16 protein-coding genes are annotated in these 18,130 nt (G+C 67.2%); 7 read left to right on the plus strand and 9 right to left on the minus strand.

Going from position 1 to position 18,130, the window contains the following annotated elements; translation table 11 throughout:
- The first annotated feature begins 11 nt into the window (after positions 1–11).
- From JHC81_RS02560 to hisC, 3 genes are read left to right on the plus strand one after another with little or no spacing between them, the layout of a single operon-like run.
- The gene (locus tag JHC81_RS02560; protein WP_292170255.1) at positions 12–1,061 is read left to right on the plus strand and encodes a DUF2125 domain-containing protein; all 1,050 of its coding nucleotides are present in this window, start codon (positions 12–14) and stop codon (positions 1,059–1,061) included.
- Positions 1,062–1,071: 10 nt separating this feature from the next.
- Positions 1,072–1,755, plus strand: a complete 684-nt coding sequence (locus JHC81_RS02565; protein ID WP_292170256.1) for a hypothetical protein — start codon at positions 1,072–1,074, stop codon at positions 1,753–1,755.
- Positions 1,756–1,770: 15 nt separating this feature from the next.
- Positions 1,771–2,859 carry a histidinol-phosphate transaminase gene (hisC, locus tag JHC81_RS02570; protein WP_292170258.1) on the plus strand — a complete coding sequence of 363 codons (1,089 nt, stop codon included), beginning with the start codon at positions 1,771–1,773 and terminating at the stop codon, positions 2,857–2,859.
- A gap of 8 nt (positions 2,860–2,867) precedes the next feature.
- Here the strand turns inward: hisC and JHC81_RS02575 are convergent, their stop codons facing one another.
- Entirely contained in the window at positions 2,868–3,596 is a 729-nt protein-coding gene (locus tag JHC81_RS02575) for an isochorismatase family protein (RefSeq protein WP_292170260.1), read from the minus strand.
- A gap of 185 nt (positions 3,597–3,781) precedes the next feature.
- On the opposite strand from JHC81_RS02575, the gene JHC81_RS02580 reads away from it, so the two are divergent.
- Positions 3,782–4,477 (plus strand): AraC family transcriptional regulator, encoded by a 696-nt coding sequence (locus tag JHC81_RS02580; protein WP_292170261.1) that lies wholly within the window; start codon positions 3,782–3,784, stop codon positions 4,475–4,477.
- On the opposite strand, the gene JHC81_RS02585 is transcribed toward JHC81_RS02580, so the two are convergent.
- From JHC81_RS02585 to JHC81_RS02595, 3 genes are all read right to left on the minus strand, one after another.
- Entirely contained in the window at positions 4,478–5,290 is an 813-nt protein-coding gene (locus tag JHC81_RS02585) for a TIGR02186 family protein (protein WP_292170263.1), read from the minus strand. It abuts the gene before it with no gap.
- Positions 5,291–5,300: 10 nt separating this feature from the next.
- Complete coding sequence (locus JHC81_RS02590; protein WP_292170266.1) at positions 5,301–6,221, minus strand: sulfite exporter TauE/SafE family protein; 921 nt, start codon at positions 6,219–6,221, stop codon at positions 5,301–5,303.
- A 121-nt stretch (positions 6,222–6,342) separates the two neighbouring features.
- Positions 6,343–9,225, minus strand: a complete 2,883-nt coding sequence (locus JHC81_RS02595; protein WP_292170269.1) for a hypothetical protein — start codon at positions 9,223–9,225, stop codon at positions 6,343–6,345.
- A 243-nt stretch (positions 9,226–9,468) separates the two neighbouring features.
- Between JHC81_RS02595 and JHC81_RS02600 the strand changes: the two genes are divergently transcribed.
- Entirely contained in the window at positions 9,469–9,675 is a 207-nt protein-coding gene (locus JHC81_RS02600) for a hypothetical protein (RefSeq protein ID WP_292170272.1), read from the plus strand.
- A gap of 75 nt (positions 9,676–9,750) precedes the next feature.
- On the plus strand, positions 9,751–10,254 hold the full coding sequence (locus JHC81_RS02605; RefSeq protein WP_292170275.1) for a pyridoxamine 5'-phosphate oxidase family protein: 504 nt from the start codon (positions 9,751–9,753) through the stop codon (positions 10,252–10,254).
- Between the two features lie 24 nt (positions 10,255–10,278).
- On the opposite strand, the gene argF is transcribed toward JHC81_RS02605, so the two are convergent.
- Positions 10,279–11,193: an ornithine carbamoyltransferase gene (gene argF, locus JHC81_RS02610; protein WP_292170277.1), complete on the minus strand. Its 915-nt coding sequence runs from the start codon at positions 11,191–11,193 to the stop codon at positions 10,279–10,281.
- Between the two features lie 353 nt (positions 11,194–11,546).
- Between argF and JHC81_RS02615 the strand changes: the two genes are divergently transcribed.
- Complete coding sequence (locus JHC81_RS02615) at positions 11,547–12,347, plus strand: hypothetical protein (RefSeq protein WP_292170280.1); 801 nt, start codon at positions 11,547–11,549, stop codon at positions 12,345–12,347.
- 9 nt (positions 12,348–12,356) lie between these two features.
- Here JHC81_RS02615 and JHC81_RS02620 read toward each other — a convergent pair whose 3' ends face one another.
- From JHC81_RS02620 to JHC81_RS02635, 4 genes are all read right to left on the minus strand, one after another.
- Positions 12,357–13,550: an aspartate aminotransferase family protein gene (locus tag JHC81_RS02620; protein WP_292170283.1), complete on the minus strand. Its 1,194-nt coding sequence runs from the start codon at positions 13,548–13,550 to the stop codon at positions 12,357–12,359.
- Positions 13,551–13,669: 119 nt separating this feature from the next.
- Positions 13,670–14,182, minus strand: coding sequence for a hypothetical protein (locus JHC81_RS02625; protein WP_292170286.1), 513 nt, complete (start codon positions 14,180–14,182; stop codon positions 13,670–13,672).
- A gap of 209 nt (positions 14,183–14,391) precedes the next feature.
- The gene (gene infB / locus JHC81_RS02630; RefSeq protein WP_292170290.1) at positions 14,392–17,376 is read right to left on the minus strand and encodes a translation initiation factor IF-2; all 2,985 of its coding nucleotides are present in this window, start codon (positions 17,374–17,376) and stop codon (positions 14,392–14,394) included.
- A 78-nt stretch (positions 17,377–17,454) separates the two neighbouring features.
- The gene (locus tag JHC81_RS02635; RefSeq protein ID WP_292170292.1) at positions 17,455–18,126 is read right to left on the minus strand and encodes an RNA-binding protein; all 672 of its coding nucleotides are present in this window, start codon (positions 18,124–18,126) and stop codon (positions 17,455–17,457) included.
- Positions 18,127–18,130 lie beyond the last annotated feature (4 nt).

Genomic DNA, 18,130 nt, shown 5'->3' on the forward strand with positions numbered 1-18,130 from the left:
CTGCGTTCTCCATGACCGACCGCGTCGTCCGCCACTCCCGCCGGGGGCTGATCATCCCCTTCCTGATCGTCGGGCTGGCTCTGGCGGTCTGGAGCGGGTGGTGGCTGTATCTGTCGGATCAGGTACGGACGCGGCTGGAGGCGCAGGAGGCGGCCCTGCGCAGCGACGGCTGGGTCATCACGCATGACGGCACGGACATCAGCGGCTATCCGTTCCGCGTTCGGGTCGCCCTTCCCCAGGCCGACATTCTGGCCCCGTCCGGCCACGGCATCGCCGCGCCGGAGCTGGTGGCCGAGGCCAATGCCTGGAACCCCGACCACTGGGTCATGATCGCGCCCGACGGCCTGACCCTGACCCGCGCGGCCAAGGGTCGGGTGAAAATCGACGGCGACGGCCTGCGGCTCAGCGTCAGCGACCTGCGCGCCCGCTTCCCTGACCTGCGGGTCGAGATGATCCGCCCGACCTTCACCGCCCAACCCGGTGCCGAACCCTTCCCCATCGCCTCGGCCCGCCACATCCAGCTGGAGACCCGTCCGGCCCAGGCCCCGAAGGCAGGTGACGATTCTGTCGATGTGCTGTTCCGTCTGGTCGAGGCCAAGGGCCGTCCCGGCGGTCCGGTCGAGGGCGCGACGCGCCAGGGCGAGCTGAGCCTCGATCTGGAAACCACCATCGTCGGGGCCAGCCACCTGCGCGCCATCGACGGCCGGGGCGTGTTCGCCGCCTTCACTGACGCCGGGGGCCGGTTCGCGCCCGTGCGGGGCGAGATCCGCGCCGGTGACAGCCGCGCCCGCCTGTCCAGCGCGACCCTGTCCGCCGATGCCAACGGCCGCCTGACCGGCACCCTGGCCGTGGTCGCCGAACGGCCCATGCAGGCCATCGCCGGTCTGGCAGGCTCCCGGACCGGGACCGTCAACCGTCCCGCCGCAGCGGGTGCCGCAGTCGCTGCCGGAGCCGAGCAGGCAACCCGAGGCGAGGAACCAGTCGAGCTGACCATCGACTTCCGCGATGGCCGCACATGGTTGGGTCCGTTCGCCCTTGCGCCCGCGCCCAAGCTGTTTTGATGCGCCCCGAATGCTGACGGAGCCGCAAACCGACGCCGCTCTTCTGGCACTGGACCAGGCGGTGGCCGAGGCCGTGCGCGATCGCCTGGCCGCTCCGGCACACGCCCATCCGGACGCCCAGGCCATCACTCTGCGCCAGACACTGGCCGGTCTGACGGCCGCCCAGAGCGCCACCGTCCGTGCCATCCTGGGCCGCATCGACGCCGCGCAGGGCCTGCCGCTGGTCGTCTGGGGCCCCTCGGCTCAGGTTCTGGCCGCTGACCGGTTCGGCCTGTGCGCCCGCGTCGCCGCCGAGCCGGATCAGGCCCTGGCCGCCGTCCGTTCCGGCTCCCGCGCCCTGCTGGACCTCACCCCCGACAAGGCCTGGTGGGGGCGCCTTCTGGCTGAGCCGGCCCTGCGCATCGTCGGTGCCCTGCCGGACGACAGGAACGGCATGCCCCGCGCCGTGATGGTTCAGCAGACCCCGCCCGGCCCGACCGGCGACGACCGCACCTTCTGGGTCACCGACAGCCCCGCTGCTGATACCCGCATCGTCGAGGCCCTGTCGGCCTCGGGCCTTGCCGCGACACCGCTGATCGCGGCGGGCGGGTTGAAGCTGTTCACCCTGGCGGGCTATGTGCAGGCTGAAGACGTCCGGTTGATTGATGCGCCGGGCACGCTGAACGGCATCATCGGTGCCGCCCCCCTGTTCTGATTTCTCGAGGATCGCATGACAAACAGCCCTGCTCCAAAGCCCGGCATCCTCGACATCGCCCCCTATGTCGGCGGCAAGTCCGCCATCGCCGGCGTCGCCGAGCCGATGAAGCTGTCGTCCAACGAGAACGCCCTGGGGGCCGGCGAGAAGGCCCGCGCCGCCTATGAGGCCGCGCTGAAGAACATCCATCTATATCCCGATGGCCGCGCCGGAAAGCTGCGCGATGCGGTCGCCGAGCATCATGGTCTGGAGCCTGAGCGTCTGATCTTCGGCAATGGTTCGGACGAGGTCTTCGCCCTGCTGAACCAGACCTATCTGACCGCTGGAGACAATATCGTCAGCGGCCAGTACGGCTTCCTGGCTTATCGGATCAGCGCCCTGGCCAACCAGGCCGAGGTCAAGCTGGCCCCCGAGCCCGAGTTCAAGGCAACGCCCGAGGCCCTGCTGGCCCAGGTCGATGACCGCACCCGCATTGTCTATGTCTCCAGCCCGGCCAATCCGACCGGCAGCTACAACACCGCCGAGGAAATCCGCCGCCTGCACGAAGGTCTGCCCGCCGACGTGATCCTGGTCGTGGACGAGGCCTATGCCGAGTTCGTGACCGCGCCGGACTGGGAAACCAGCTTCGGCCTTGCCCGCGACGCCGCCAACATCGTCGTCACCCGCACCTTCTCCAAGATCCACGGCCTGGGCGGCCTGCGCATCGGCTTCGGCTATGCGCCGCTGGCCATCTGCGAGGCGATCGACCGCATCCGCCTGCCGTTCAACGTTTCGGTGCCCGGCCTGGACGCCGCCACCGCCGCCATCGGCGACGAGGCGCACCAGCAGGCCTCGCGCGATCTGGTCGAGGCCTGGCGCCCCCGCCTGACCCAGGCCATCAAGGGCTTCGGCTTCGAGGTCTTCCCCTCCGCCGGCAACTTCGTTCTGGTCCGCTTCAAGGATGCTGCCCAGGCCGCAGCGGCCAACGACTATCTGAACAGCAAGGGCATCATCGTCCGCGCCGTCGGAGGATATGGCCTGCCCGACTGCTTGCGCATCACCATCGGCACCGAGGACCAGAACCGGGCGGTCATCGATGCGCTGAGCGAATTCGCGGCGGGCTGAACCGGAGACTACCGCCGGACCGGCTGCATCCCGTGGCCATCGGGCGTCGTGTCGTTGACAGTACCTGTCGTCGAGGCGGGCCAGTGCGCCTGAATGATCCCCATCATGCCCTGGCCGTATTGCGGTGAGGCGAAGTCGCGTCCCAGGTCGGTCAGGATGGTCAGCCAACCGCCAGTGACCGCGCCGGCATCCCTCATTCTGGCCAGGGCGTCCTGCTCAGCCAGGCTGGCGTTAGAGCCCGAAACGTCGCTGATGACATAGACCTTGTAGCCGTCGCGCAGGAGGTCCAGCGTCGTATGCAGGGTGCAGTTGTCGATCGATATGCCACCGATCACGATGGTCTTGCGCCCTGTCGATGCCAGCCAGGCTTTCACCTCCGGCGTGTAGCCCGACACCTGCGTGCGATTGAAGCGATGCACGTCATGCGTCACATGCTCGGTGATCTCCGGCAGGAACGTGCCGTAATAGTCGTTCTCCTCGCCCAGCACGATCGTCGGCGTACGGAACAGGGTGTTGAACTTGGCGAAGGCGGTGATGTTGTTGCGGAACTGAGGTCCCGGAATGGTCGTGATCAGATTGTCCAGCCCGGTGACGTAATCGACATAGATCAGGACCGTGTCGGACACCTCGGGCTGCGCCAAGGCCGCCGGACGGGGCGCTTGTGCATGAGCCAGATCGGGTGCAACCATCTGGATGGAGACTGTGGCGGCGACGGCCAGGGCAAATGAACGCATCATCGAGGTTTTCCTCCGAGCTTGCCCGCGTGGCCGGGCGCTCGACATTCGCCCAGCCGCGTCCGGCGGTCGCGCCCGTCCATGCTGTCGAACAGCCCGCACTTGCGGTTCCTCTGGATGGCGTCACCCTGACGCGGCTGGATAGACCCAAGGGTCCGGTCGATATTCAGTCGGGCGAGACCCTGACCGTGGTGGTGCGGATCAATCGCGTGGCTCGCGCGCTGCGCACCGGTTCGCCGAACGGGTCGTGTCTGGAGCAGTGTTTCGCGCCGGATTTCATCCTGATGGTCGGACCCGGCGGCCAGTGTAAACTCGCGGCACATGCCGATCAGGACCTGCTGGTCGTGCGCGCGACCATGACGGCAATCGAACGGCTGACGGGCCAGCCATTCCGGATGCCCGGCCATCTGGAGCAGCCTTTGGCTGACCGATTCCTGACCGATCTTGTCGAGCGCGTCTTCTCCGGCGATGCGATCCTTGCCGAGGCTTTGCTGAGGCCCCTCTTCATGGAGGTGGCCATGGCTTCGACACCTGTACGAAGCCTGCAGGTCAAAGGGGGTTTGAGCCTCCGGCAACTGTCTCGGCTGAAGGACCACGTTGAAACCCGCCTTTCGCAGCCCTTGCCCAATACAGAACTGGCGCAGTTGGTGCAGTTATCGCCATTTCATTTTTCCCGTGCGTTCCGGAACTCGATGGGTGCCGCCCCTGCCGCCTGGATCCGCATGCGCCGCCTCTCGGTCGCCCAGAAGCTGCTGACTGATCCGAAACGTTCCATCATCGATGTGGCGGCAGCTGTCGGATACGAGAGCCCGAGCCGCTTCGCCACGGCCTTCCGCGGCTTCACCGGCTTGAGTCCATCGGCCTGGCGCCGTGCGGCGGGATGATCAGTCCCGCTTGAACACCCGGCTCGCCGCCCAGCCCGTGAAGGCGGCCAGCAGCACGCACAAAATCCCGTAGGTCCACGGCCGGTTCTGCGAGAATTCGTAAATGTCCCGCTCGATGCCGACCTTTTCTACGGTCAGCTCCAGTTCGGTCGCGCTGACGGGCTGGCCGTCCTGGAACAGCCAGACTTCGGCCTCGTACTGGCCTGTGGGGGCGACGGCCGGCAGCTCAATCTGGGCGCGGAACAGGCCGCGGTCCACGAACGTGACCCCGGTCGGATCGGTATTGTACAGCGCTGCATCCTCGCGCAAGCGGATCACCGCGCGGCGCCAGTCCAGATAGTCCTCGCCCAGGCGGCTGACGACCACGTCGCGTACGCCATAGCGGGTGACAGTCCGGCTCTCCTCCGGCGCATTGATACGCAGGTGATCCAGGCCGATGCCCTCGCGGCGCAGCTGGCCAAAGTCGGCGATGTCGGACAGGGGGCGGCTGGTCGCCGTCATGTAGAAGCCGGGCGCGCCCTCGAACAGTACAGGCCGGCTGTTCAGCCAGACGCCCGTGTTGCGGGTCTTCTTGACCAGACGCACCGGGCCGTCAGGGCCGCGCACCACCACCACGACATCGGCGGGCGTGTCCGTCGGATTGAACACCGCGCCGTAGAGGACGATCGACGCCCCCCGGAAGCTGGAGTCGACCCGCACCTCGGCATTGGTCAGGGCGGCGGCGACGCGGACCTGCTGGGTCGTAGCGACCGACGGCTCTGCCGTGGGCGCAGCTGCTTCGACGGCGGGCGGGGGTGGCGGCAGTTGCATCATCACTCCCTCCTCAGTTCACGCCAGGGGCGAAGGCGAACAGGTCGCTGGGCCGCACGAACAGCTCCAGCCCCATCTGGATCCCGACCAGTAGGACGATCAGCCCCAGCACAGCCCGCAGCTCCTCGGCCCGGAACTTGCCCGACCAGCGCGCGCCATACTGGGCCCCGACGACCCCGCCCAGCAACAGTATGGTCGACAGCACCACATCCACCGTCTGGTTCCGTCCGGCCTGAAGCACGGTGGTCATGGCGGTCGTCACGATGATCTGGAACAGGCTGGTCCCCACCACCACACTGGCCCGCATGCGCAGGACGTACAGCATGGCCGGCACCAGGATGAAGCCGCCGCCCACGCCCATGATGGCCGAGAGGATGCCAACCAGCAGACCCAGACCCAGCGGCGGAATGGCACTGATGTAGAGGCCCGATCGCGGGAACCGCATCTTCAGCGGCAGGCCGTACAACCACAGCGGACGCCGCCGTTCCTTGTGCGGCACCACCTCGCCCCGCACGCGGCGCAGGATGGCCCCAAGGCTTTCGTACAGCATCATCAGCCCGATGGCACCAAGGAACAGCAAATAGGACAGGGCGACCGCCAGATCCGCCTGACCCAGCAGGCGCAGGTAGCGGAACAGCTCGACCCCCAGAAGCGCCCCCAAGACGCCGCCGACCGCCATCACGCTGCCAATCTTGAAGTCGATGGCCTTCTTGCCGGCGTAGTTGATCACGCCCGAGGTCGAGGAGGCGACGACGTGGCTGGCCTGGCTGGCAACGGCCACGGCGGGAGGGATGCCCAGGAAGATCAGGATGGGGGCCATCAGGAAGCCCCCGCCGATGCCGAACAGCCCGGACACGAAACCGACCATCGCCCCCAGCAGAACCAGGAACGGCCAGTTCACCGAAACCTCGGCGATCGGCAGATAGATATCCAAAGGACGCGCCTTCGGCTGGAACGGAAATCAAACGCCCGAAAGCGACGGTGAAGGTCTCAAACGCATAGACGCGTCAGATGTTTACCGCCACCCGTCGCGCCCGGAATAACTGCCGCCAGGATTACCCGAGGGGTTCGACCTGGAACCGTTCGGCCTCCGCACGGGCCTGGCCGCGAACCTCGGTCGGCACTGTCGCCTTCAGACGCTCGACCGAGGCCTGAGCATCGCCGTCACCGGAGCGGGCCGCGATCAGATACCATTTATAGGCTTCCGACAGGTCCTGGCCGATGCCGTTCTCGCCGGTCTCGTACAGTTTGGCGACATTGTACTGGCTGTCGACCAGACCCTGATCGGCCGCGCGACGCAGCCAGGTCAGGGCCGAGGGGCCGTCCTGCGTGCCGCCGAAGCCTTCGAACAGATACATGCCATAGGCGTGCATGCCCCGGGCATCGCCACCCTCGGCCGCGCGCTTGGCCCAGAGCCGTGCCTGAACCGGATCGATGTCCAGTCCCTTGTCGCCGTCCTGATAGAGCCCCGCCAGATGCAGCTGGGCTTGGCCAAAGCCGAGGTCCGCCGCCTGCTTCAGGGTGTCGACACCGGTCGCATCGTCGGCATCCAGCTTGGCGATCGCCTCTTCATAGAGGGTTTCGCCCCGGGCCAGATCGGCCTCTGACGGTGCCGCCGGCGTCATCGCCAGGGCGGCCGTCGGCGTCACGGTTTCGGCACCGCCGGTGAATCGGTCCAGACCGGGAATGGCTATGCCGTTGCCCGTCATCTGACCATAGGCGACCACGCCCGCCACGGTCAGGGTCGCGGCCAGGGCCGAGGCCCCCAGCGCCTTGCGCACCGTGCCGCCCGACTGCTTGTCCATCCGCTCCTGAAGCCTGGACTTGCCGCCGCGCTTCAGTCCGAAGGCGGAACGCGGGGCCTCGACGTCGGTCGGAGCCATCGCCGCACGAGCCGCATCTATGGTCTGGCGCGTGTCGGACGACCGGACCGTCCGGTCGCTGACGAAGTCGGTGCCGGCGTCGAAATCCGTGCCGAAGTCGTCGACGTCGTCGTCCAGAATATCGGGCGCGGTCGCGGCCAGAGCGTCCGATACATCGGCCCCACCAAAGCCTTGGCCGAACGGTGTGGACGTCGGTCGAGGCGCAGGCGTGCTTTCGAAGGTCGGCACCACCGGTGGCTCGGCATCGACAGGCTGATCGACCTCGGTCTCCAGAGCCTCGTCGCGGTCCTGCGACAAGGGCCCGTGCAGAACGGCGTCCAGAAGGTCGTCGGACACCATGGCGGCCGATGTCCCGGTCGTCGGCGCGACAGGATCGTCGGATTCAGACTCGGCGGCGATCGATGCCGGGGTTTCGGCCTCAACGACTTCATCGGCCCATGCGGTCTGGGCGGTCTGCGCCGCCGGGGTCGCGTCCTCGAACATCGGATCCGCAAAGGGCGATTCGACGCCACCGAAGTCCGCCTTGCCGAAATCAGAATCAGGGAAGGCCGCGTCGGGGAAGCTGGCACCTGGATAGGCCGCCGTGCGCCAGTCGGGCTCCGCCTGATAGACCGGGGCTGCGACCGCCAGCTTGGGCTCGACACGGCGCAGCAGGGTGTCGCGCGCCTCGCTCAGCAAGGCCGCGGTACGCTCTTCGGACTGGCGCATGCGCTCGGCCAGTTCGCCGGAGGCGCGGTCATAGCGCTGCTCGATCCGACCCGAACTTTCGCTCAGCCGTTGGCCGATGTCGTCCAGGGCCTGGGCCGAGCGGCGCTCGGACTGGGCGATACGCTCGCTGAGGCGGTCGGAGATGCGCGTGATCTCGCTTCCGAGGGTTTCCAGGGCCAGCGCATGACGATCGTCCGAAGCTGTCAGGCGGCGCTCGACCCGCTGGTCCAGCGACTGCGTCAGGGTCTGGGTCAGGGCATGCGACAGCTCGCCCATATCCGCCTCGACCTTGCGCGTCGCGGCCAGGCTGGCGGCCTCGACGATCCGGTCCAGACGACAGGCTCCCTCGGCCTCGACGGCCTCGACCCGACCGTTCAGGTTCTGGGCGATCTTCAGGACTTCACGGCCCATGGCCTCGACGGCGCGGGCGGCGCGTTCTTCGGAGGCCTTGACCTGATCGCCGATGGCCTGGACGGCGCGCTCGATCCGGTCGATCCGGCCCTCGGTCTCGGCGGTGTCGAGACGCCGCATCATCTCCGAACGGCTGGCCTCGACCTGACGGGTCAGGGTTTCGGCCAGCTTCTCGAAGCGGGCGGCCTCGCGCGCGCCTTCCGGCTCGACCCGCCCCTCAGCCGCACGCATGCGCTGGTCCAGCCCGGCGAAGGAGCGTTCCAGCCCGCGCAGAGCCTCGGTCGTGCGCGCCTGCGCCTCGTCCAGCCGCGCGCCGACCTGGGCCAGCAGATCGGTTCCGACACCGGGACCGGCGGCCTTCTCGATGGCCTCCATGCGCCGACGCAGATCTTCGGTACCCGCACGCTGACGCTCCTCGATGTCGTAGAGTCGGCCCGTGATCGCTCCGACAGACGCCTCGATCTTGCCGAAGGCATCGGCGGTCTGGGGGCCGACTTCCTGTTCGAACTTGCGCAGACGGCGGTGACCCTCGCGCAACTCCTCGGCGATGTCGTCGATGCGGCGGGCATAGGTCTTGCCCGTCGCGTCCTGCCCGTCGAGACGGCGCACCAGACCGCTGACCGCCTGATCTACCCCCTGAATGGCCACGGTGGAGCGCCGCTCGGCCGCTTCCAGACGCGCGGCAATGGCGTCGATGGACGCTCCCAGACGCTGCCAGCCCTCGTCGCCCGAACCATAGGCGTCATCCAGGCGGCGGCTGCGCCCACGGCGCTCATAGGTGTCGGAAACATGGGGACGGCGGGCCAGCGGCACGACGCCGTCATCGTCGTCGCCGTCCTCCAGGATCATGGTGTTCAACCATTCGCCCAGAGTCATGCCCGAGCGACGCGCCAGGTCCTTGGCGATCTCACGGGCCTTGGGTTCGATCCCCTTCACGCTCCAAGGCGCCGCTGCGCTCACTGATTCGTCTCCCCACCTTCACGCCGAACGCTAATCGTCCAGATCGTGGGTGTAAATGCGTGGTTAACCGCTAGATGTTGCGTCGTCACCAACTTCCTGTGGACACCGCCGCACGCAGACGATTTCTCGCGCTGATGCGGTTAATGCGCCGTAAAGATTAACGGCCCGGCAAGGAGTTGTGCTCTTGCGCCCGGCAAGCCCACAGGCCACTTCGCCCCCATGCCTCTGAGCGTCACCCTTGTCCTGATCGTCGCCGCCGTGGCCCTGACGGTCTTTGCCGGCTGGCGTGGGGCGCGGCCATGGGATCCCCGCAAGGGGGTGCGCATGATCCCCTGGCGGATCATCATGCTGCTGTCGGCCACCGCTGTCTTCATCTTGGCGATCCATCTGGCCGCCCTGATGGGTATGCCGATGAGGACCTATTGAGGGATTGACTGCGCGGAACCATCACCGGGGCTGAACCCTTCTCCTGTCCATCCCCGAACGATCAGGAGCCCCGCCATGAGCGACAAGACCCTCACCGCCGCCGAAGCCGAAACCGAGTTCTGGAAACACCTGAAATCGTCCAACACCGGCATGCTGGGGCTGGACCGTCCCGGCTATCACAGCCAGCCGATGACCGCCTTCCGCGACGAGGAGACCAGCACCATCTGGTTCTTCACCCGCAACGACACCGATCTGGCACGCGACGTTTCGGGTGGAGCCCAGGACGCCATGTTTACCTATGGCTCCAAGGATCAGGAAGTCTGGGCCTGCTTCCACGGCAAGCTGTCGATCGACCACGACCAGGGCGTCATCGACCGCAACTGGAACCCGATCGTCGCGGCCTGGTACCCCAAGGGCAAGGACGACCCGCACCTGACCCTGCTGCGCTTCGACGGCGACGACGGCCGTGTCTGGGTCTCCAAGAAGGGTCCCGTCGCCTTCTTCTACGAAGTCGCCAAGGCCAATCTGACCAAGACCACTCCGGATGCCGGTGGTGTCGCGGACGTCAATCTGCGCTGATTAGTTGTCGGGGGCTGGTCTCGACTAGCCCCCGAAACACCAGGCCAGAACGGCCTTCTGGGCATGGATGCGGTTCTCCGCCTCGTCCCAGACCAGCGAGCGCGGGCCGTCGATGACGGCGTCCGACACCTCTTCGCCCCGGTGCGCGGGCAGGCAGTGGAGGAACACGGCGTCCGGCGCGGCGGCGTTCATCAGGGCATCATCGACCGTATAGCCGTCGAATGCCTCCAGGCGGTCCTCATAATCGCCGTCGCCCATCGACACCCAGGTGTCGGTCACGACCACATCGGCCCCTTTCACGGCCTCGCGCGGATCGCTGGTCAGGGTCACATGCGCCCCGCCTTTAGCCAGGTCGTGCAGGTCGGGATGATAGTCCGCCGGACACGCGACCTGGAGATGGAAGTCCAGCTTGGCCGCCGCATGCATGAAGCTGTGGCAGACGTTGTTGCCGTCCCCGACCCAGGCGACCGTCTTGCCCGCGATCGGGCCGCGATGTTCCTCGATCGTCAGTATGTCGGCCAGGATCTGGCAGGGGTGCGACCGGTCGGTCAGGCCGTTGATCACCGGCACGGTCGAGACCCGCGCGAACCGCTCGACATCCTCATGATCGTTGGCGCGGATCATGACCGCATCGACCATGCGCGATAGCACCTTGGCCGTATCCTCGACCGGCTCGCCCCGGCCCAGCTGCATGTCTCCCGCATTGGCGATGATCGACGATCCCCCCAGCTGGCGGATGGCGGCATCGAAGCTGAAGCGCGTGCGGGTGGAGTTCTTCTCGAAGATCATCGCCAGGACACGGTCCTTGGCCGGCGCATCAGCATCGACGCGCCCCTTGGGCCAGCCTTGACGCGCAGCCTTGCGCGCATGGGCGTCATCCAGGATGGCGCGCAGGTCCTCGGCGGACAGGCGGTGGATGTCGAGGAAGTGGCGCACCATGATGAACTCCTCCCGCCCTCGGGCGGTTTGGCGCGTTCATGCTGTCAGACTGGGGGAATGGCAAGCCGGAGATGCGTGGTCATGGCGCTCGTCGAGCCGCGTTCTGGACACTGACGCTCGCCGATGTTTAGTTTTCCTCCTGTTGTGAATGCAGGGGTTCATCCATGACCTTTCATAGCTCACCGGAACGATCGACCTTGGGTCGTGGCGTCGCCATCGGTTTGGTGACCTTCGGCCTCATGGCGTGTGGCTCTGAGTCACGCGCAAATCCCGAAACGGCGGCGGACAGCGGCGCGACAGCATCCAGCGCACAGGATCGACCGGCGGTCCCTCCGAGCGAGATGACGGGTATCATGACGGCCGCCGGTTTCGACCGACCGCAAGGCGACAACCAGTGGCGCTACAGCGAGGACGATTGCGACGCCGTCTATGCCGAAATCGAACAGTATCGGGATTTGAACAGTGACGGTCGACCCGACGCCTTGGTCAAGAGCGACAGCGACGACTGCTATGGCATGAACCAGCGCCGCATCACTGTGCTGACTCAGCAGAGCGGCGAGTGGCGGACCATCGCCGACTTCAGGGAAACCTTCGGACACTACGCATTTCATGCTCGCCCGGGGCTGGCATGGCCCGACATCGAAATGGTCAACGGCATGGACGAAGACGCGGGTTGCATCGAATTCCTGCGATGGAATGGCCGCGAATACGTCCTGGGCGGGACCAGCGACAAGGGGCAGATATGCACTCTGACCGACGAGGGACGCCAGGCTGCGGCGTCAACCGCCTCGACCGCATCATCGCCCGGCGGTGCTCTGACCTTTCCGCCGTTAGAGAAGGGCTATTACGCCATCGGCCAGACCTGTGCCCAAGCGATCGCGAATGGCGGCGACATGATCAGCTATTTCGACGAGCGCACGCTGGCCTCGTTCGACGGGGCCATCACCATCGACGGCTTCGAGGCGCTGGGCGGCAACCGCTATCGGGTCAAGGCCTCTAGCCGCAACGAGCTGGATCAGGTTGACCGCGCGGACTTCGACATCGTCGTCAACGGGCGCGGCAGCTTCTCGACCGTCGAATACGGCGATCGCTACACCCACTGCCCGACCGGACAGGTGCCCTCTTCGGTCAGGCAAGACTTGGGAGGCGGTTGAGATCCCGCCTCAGACCGCCATCTTGCCGCGCGCGACCTCGCAGGCCTTCTCGAACCGCTCGACCGCCTCGCGCGCCTCGTCCAGCGTCAGGTTCAGCGGCGGCAGGATGCGGACCAGATTGTCGCCGCCACCGGCCACCAGCAGCTGCGCCTCATCTCTGGCCCAGCCCATGAAGTCACGGTTGTTGGGGATCAGCTTGACCCCCATCAGCAGGCCCTTGCCCCGCACCTCGACGATGACGTCGGGATAGCGGTCCTTCAGCCCGTTCAGCTGCTGTTTCAGATAGCCGGCGATCTCGTTGACGTTGGCCAAGGTCTCTGGCTTCGAGACCTCGCCGAACGCGGCCAGTCCGACGGCCATGGCCAGCGGATTGCCGCCGAAGGTCGAGCCATGCACCCCGGCGACCATGCCGCTGGCCGCCTCGGTCGTCGCCAGACAGGCTCCGATGGGGAAGCCGCCGCCCAGCGCCTTGGCGATGGCCATGATGTCGGGCGTCATGCCGCCCCACTCATGCGCCCACAGCTTGCCGGTCCGGCCCATGCCGCACTGGACCTCGTCGAAGATGATCAACACCCCGTGCTCGTCGCAGAGATCACGCAGGCCCCGCAGGCAGACTTCCGGAATGGCCCGGCAACCGCCCTCGCCCTGCACCGGCTCCACGATGATGGCGGCCGTCGTCGGATTGGCGATGGCGGCCTTGATCGCGTCGTGATCACCGAACTTCAGCTGATGGAAGCCCTCCATCGGCGGGCCGAAACCGTTGGTATAGGTGGGGTTGGCGGCGGCATTGATGGCGCCGTAGGTCCGGCCGTGGAAACTGCCGTCGAAGCCGTAGATGTCGATCCGCTCGGCATTGCCCTTGGCCGAGTGATATTTGCGCGCCGTCTTGATCGCGCACTCGACCGCCTCGGTGCCTGAGTTGGTGAAGAAGACCACATCGGCGAACGATTTTTCGCACAGAGCGTCAGCCAAGGCTTCCTGACCGGGAATGCGGAAGATGTTCGAGACGTGCCACAGCTTTTCGGCTTGGTCCTTGACCGCCTGAATCAGGACGGGGTGGGCGTGGCCCAGGGCATTGGTCGAAATGCCCATGACGCAGTCCAGATACTCGGTCCCGTCCTTGGCCCACAGACGTGCGCCCTGACCGCGATCCACCTCCAGCGGCGCACGGTTGTAGACACCCATCAGATGTTCGGTGGACACAGGTCGATCTCCAGAAACGAAACGGCGCTCGACGCGAATGGCGACAGGGCTGCCAGAAACAAGGGATCAGGCCTTGTCGAACGCAGGACCGGCATAGTCAACACCGGCCGCAGGGTCTGTCAGGGCTGCGCGGTCGCCGCATCCGGATCGACGCCGCCCGCCGGCAGCATAGCCCATTCGCCGCGCCAGTCGTAGGACAGCTCGACACAGTGGCGGTAGGTGCCGTCGGTCCAGCGCCCGACCGCATGCAGGGTCAGGGGCCGCCCCAGACGTACCCGCCCCAGCACCAGCCAAGCCTCGTCGGCACTGGGACACAGGGCGCGACTGAGGCCGCGTCCGCCACCTTCAGGACTGATCGTATAGACGCTGGTCTCGCGCGAGCCGTCAGGCAGGGCACGGCGCACCGCATCCGGGCCGCCGCGCCGGATGTCGGCCGAGCCGCGGTTGGAGGTGGAGATGATCCGGCGCACGCTGATCGCGCCGAACAGGCCGCGGTCCGCCTCCAGCGTCACGCCGCGCGTCAGGGCCTGGGTCACGCGATTGGACGCATCGAACGCGAGGTAGCGTGTCTCGGCCATCGCCGGTCCGGCGACGGAGACGAAGGCCAGAAGCGGGATCAGAAGGCGTTTCATGAGGCTTGATCGCTGACCTGTAAGGCTAAATCGCGGCAGGAGAATCCTCCCTCCCTCGCAGAGGGAGGGATGTCGGCGCGAAGCGATGACAGGGTGGGAGGGGCTAGGCGACACGAGCACCGAAGATGCCTTGCCTTAGCCCTCCCCACCCGGTCGCTGCGCGACCACCCTCCCCCGCAGGGGGAGGGAAAACAGCCAGCGCCCGCCGCCTAGTCCAGCGTGCGCTTGATCTCTTCGACCGTGAAGCACTCGATGTAGTCGCCGGCCTTGATGTCTTGGAAGCCCTGGAAGTGCATGCCGCACTCCTGGCCCGACGGGACCTCGTTGACCTCGTCCTTGAAGCGTTTGAGCGTCGTGAGCGTGCCCAGTTCCAGAACCACGACGTCGTCGCGGATGATCCGGACCTTGGCCCCCTTGCGGACCACGCCCTCGGACACCCGGCAGCCGGCGATCTTGCCGGTCTTGGAGATGTCGAAGACCTGCAGCACCTGGGCGTTGCCGAGGAAGGTTTCGCGCTGCAGCGGGGCCAGCATGCCGGACAGCACGCCCTTCATGTCGTCCAGCAGGTCGTAGATGATCGAATAGTAACGGATCTCCACGCCTTCGCGATCGGCCAAGTCCTTGGCCTGTTTCGAGGCCCGGACGTTGAAGCCCAGGATCGGCGCACCGGCCGACTTGGCCAACTGCACGTCGCTCTCGGTGATGCCGCCGGCACCTGAATAGACGACGCGGGCGCGCACCTCGTCATTGCCCATCTTCTCCAGCGAGCCTTGGATGGCCTCGCCCGAGCCCTGGACGTCCGACTTGATGAGGACCGGCAGTTCGCTGATCTTCTTGGAGCCCAGCTTGGCCATCATGTCGACCAGGCTGACCTGGTTGATGCCGCCGGTCGCCTTCTCGCGCTTCTGACGGGCACGGAATTCGGTCAGCTCGCGGGCGCGCGCCTCATTCTCCACCGTGGCGAAGATGTCGCCGGGCGACGGAGCCTCGTCCAGACCCAGGATTTCGACCGGGACGGACGGACCGGCCTCGGTCAGCTGCTCGTTGCGCTCGTTCAGCAGAGCGCGAACCTTGCCCCAGGCCGAACCGGCCACGACAATGTCGCCGCGCTTCAGCGTGCCGCGCTTGACCAGGACGGTGGCGACGGGGCCGCGGCCCTTGTCCAGCTTGGCCTCGATGACCACGCCTTCGGCCGAGCGTTCCGGATCGGCCTTCAGGTCCATGACCTCGGCCTGCAGCAGGATGGCCTCGATCAGGCCGTCCAGATTGGTGCGGGCCTTGGCTGAGACCTCGACGATCTGGGTGTCGCCACCCAGGGCCTCGCCGATGATCTCGTATTGCAGCAGCTCGTTGACGACCTTTTGCGGGTCCGCATCCGGCTTGTCGATCTTGTTGACGGCCACGATGATCGGGGCGTTCGCCGCCTTGGCATGCTGGATGCTCTCGATCGTCTGGGGCATGACCCCGTCGTCGGCCGCCACCACCAGGATGACGATGTCGGTGACATTGGCACCGCGCGTCCGCATGGCGCTGAAGGCCGCGTGGCCGGGCGTATCCAGGAAGGTCACGGCCTCGCCCGACGGCGTCTTCACCTGATAGGCGCCGATGTGCTGGGTGATGCCGCCGGCCTCGCCCGCCGCCACATCGGTGGTGCGCAACGCGTCCAGCAGGCTGGTCTTGCCGTGGTCGACGTGGCCCATGATGGCCACCACCGGTGCGCGAGGCGTGGTCGCCTCGTCATCCACGGCATCGGACAGGAAGCCGGTCTCGACGTCGGATTCGGACACCCGCTTGACGGTCATGCCGTATTCGTCGGCCACCAGCTCGGCGGTGTCGGTGTCGATGACGTCGTTGATCTTCATCATCAGGCCCTGCTTCATCAGGAACTTGACGATATCGACACCGCGCACGGCCATCCGGTTGGCCAGATCGCCCACGGTGATGACGTCGGGAATGACGACCTCGCGCGGACGGTTCGGCGTGTCGGTCGAGCCACCCTTGCGCTTTTCCTTCTCGCGTTCGCGGGCACGGCGGACCGAGGCCAGCGAGCGCATGCGCTCGGCGGTGTCCCCGTCACCGGCCAAGGCCGAGATGGTCAGACGGCCTTCGCGGCGTTTGGGCTCGCCGCGCGTGCGCGACACGGCCTTGCCGGCGTCGGAGAAGCGTTTGTCGCGGTCGTCCTCGCGGCTGACGGGGCGGGCAAAGCCGCCGCCGGGCGCACGGCTGGGACGCGCCACCTCGGCCTGCGCGGGCGGAGCATTGGGTGCCGGGCGACCGCCCGGGCCTGTGCGGGCACCACCCGGACGGGCCGCACCCGGTGCCGGGCGCGGGTTCAGGGCAGAATAGCGGACGGGTTCAGCCGGCTTGGCCGGACGACTGGACGGCGCGGCAGGACGGTCGGAATAGGACTTCTCGCCGCCGCCCATCGCCTGTTCGCGGGCGGAGCGACCACCGAAGGCCGGACGTTCGGCAGGGGCGCGCGACGGATTGGGGGCCTTGGGCACACGCTGGCCGAAGTTGACGACCGGACGAGCGGGCGGAGCCGGACGCGCCGGAGCCGCAGGGGCAGGTATCGGGGCCGGCGCGACCGGGGCAGGCGTCGGGGCTGCGGCGACAGGTGCAGCCGGCTTGGCGACGGGCTTGGCGGGCGCAGGCGCGGCAGCCGCCAATTTGGAGGCCTCGGCACGGGCGGCTTCGGCGGCGGCACGGGCAGCCGCGGCTTCCGCTTGGGCGGCATTGGCGGCCTGTTCCGCGGCGGCGGCCTGTTCGCGGGCGGCAGCGTCGCGGCGCGCCTGTTCGGCGGCCTGGGCCCGGGCCTTCTCGGCCTGGGCCTGGGTGGCCAGTTCGATGGCGCGACGGCGCGCCTCCTGCTCTTCGGTGGACAGGCGGCCACCGGCGGGACCGGTCGCAGGCGCAGCCGCCGGACGCGGCGCCGGGGCGACCTCGGTGCGCGGACGTGCGACGTCGAAGCCTTGCGGACGCTGATGCCCGGGCGTCGCGCCGACGCGGCGCTTGGTCTCGACCACCACGGTCTTGGTCCGGCCGTGGCTGAAGCTCTGCTTGACGGTGCCGGCCGAAACCGCTCCCGCCTGGCGTGGCTTCAGGCTCAGCGGCGCGCGCGGTCCCGTCTGGGAGGGTGTCCCGGTCGGAGCCTGCGTTGCGCCGTCTTTGGTCTTGTCGTTCTCGTCAGTCATTCGGTCGCTTTACTCGGGGCAGCAGGACATCCGCCACCCTCTCGTTCAAACACAAAAAGCCGCGCGTCGCCCCGCCCCCTATGAGGGAACGGAACTCCGCCCGTCAGAATCCTTGCTCGGGCCCTCAGCCGCTCCGACACCCCAATCCGTGGGTATCAGCGATCGAAATCCCGCCAGTCGCTCGACCTCGATGGTCCAGCGATCGGCCCGCCCGCCTGTCAGCAGGACGGCATGTATCGCATTTTCCAGCCCAAGGGCCAAACTCAAATCGTCGGCGCTGAATGTGCCGCACACTTTCGGGGGCGGCGACATGTGCCCGGCCAGGGCCAGCAGCTTGCCGCGTCCGTCGGCGGAACCGTTCGACGCCTCCACGATCCAGGCCACTTTTCCGGCGCGGATATTGGCCAGCGATTTTTCGAAGCCAGAGATAAGCACGCCCTCGCGCCGGGCAAGACCCAGCTGATCCAGACAGCGCCGGACCAGCAGGCTTTCGACCGTATCGGCCAGATCGGCCGCCGGTTTCAGCGGGGTCTTGGCCGCGCGGCTGAACAGGTTCTTCTTGACCGCCGCCTGGATGGAGGCGCGATCGGCCGCGACCCAAAGGCCGCGCCCCGGCAGTTTGCGTGCCAGATCAGGGGCGACCGAACCGTCAGGAGCGGCGACGAAGCGGATCAGGCGAGATTCGTCCATGACCTGGTGCGTCACCAGGTCCCGGCGGTCCCTATCGATCGTCGCGTCGCGCAACCCCATGGAC

Origin of the sequence: Brevundimonas sp. (genome assembly GCF_016463295.1) — a bacterium.
Lineage (GTDB): Bacteria > Pseudomonadota > Alphaproteobacteria > Caulobacterales > Caulobacteraceae > Brevundimonas.